Source organism: Trabulsiella guamensis ATCC 49490, from assembly GCF_000734965.1.
Taxonomy (GTDB): domain Bacteria; phylum Pseudomonadota; class Gammaproteobacteria; order Enterobacterales; family Enterobacteriaceae; genus Trabulsiella; species Trabulsiella guamensis.
The window spans coordinates 1-877 of sequence record NZ_JMTB01000184.1 but is presented as its reverse complement, the minus strand read 5'-3'; the positions used below and the strand labels follow the sequence as shown (position 1 = coordinate 877).

At 57.0% G+C, this 877-nt stretch carries 1 protein-coding gene; it reads right to left on the bottom strand.

The features are described 5' to 3' along the window. Nucleotides 1–877: transposase domain-containing protein (locus tag GTGU_RS23440; RefSeq protein WP_038163641.1), on the bottom strand; the 877-nt coding region annotated here is incomplete at both ends.

The window sequence follows — 877 nt, the reverse complement described above, 5'->3', positions numbered from 1 at the left end:
TTCCACAGGTTTGGCCTGGCCCCAGCCCTTGCCACCAATCACGCCCGTCCAGTGCAGTTTTATCCCCAGCAAGGGGATGATCCCCATAGGGTCATCAGGCTTGACTTTGAAGCGGTAGCGGTTCGGCACCCCACCAGACAGCCATTTGTTGGCCGCAGCACGGGTGTTATCGATTGTCACGTGCGACGGTTTGCCGTACGTGCGCAGGGTGTCCATCAGAGACAGGCGGATACTGTCGCTGTTCTCGGATACATCGGTACGCCAGCCAACGATTTTGCGGCTGTGAACGTCCTGCCAGAACCACGTTTTAGGACGAATAATGTCGCCGTTAAACCAGCGTACAAACACGTTATGCTGGTAGCCGTCGCCGTTGATCCATTCCATTGCATGCAATTGTGCAACTGTGCGCTGCTGGGACGGGAACATCTGCGCCAGCGCATTCTCACCTTCGCGGGTAGCGACAACGATACGCGGGTCAACTTCACGCTCCAGCTTACGGCGAAGGGTGCGCTCTGACGGGATAGTCCAGCCATGCGCCGCAGCAGCGATTTCAAGGCGCTCGTAAGATTTTGAGAAGAACGGGGCTTCATTGCGCAGGTAATCGCCAAGAAAGAACTGCCATGCGTCATCGGTGATGTACGCCGTGCGGCCACTGTCGCATTTCTCGCGCAGACGCTTGTCGAGAAGCACACAGTTCCACAGGTCAGGGCTGTGGTCTTTTACGCGATAGTAGAGATTGCGAATGGTGCCTTCGCTGATTTGCAGTTGTTTTGCGGCCAGCTTTATCGCCTTACGATTGCCGATACCTGACGCCATCAGCTCAGCCACCAGCGCGGCGGCTTTGACCCGACGTTCGGCATGTAACCGCTGCTCGCCG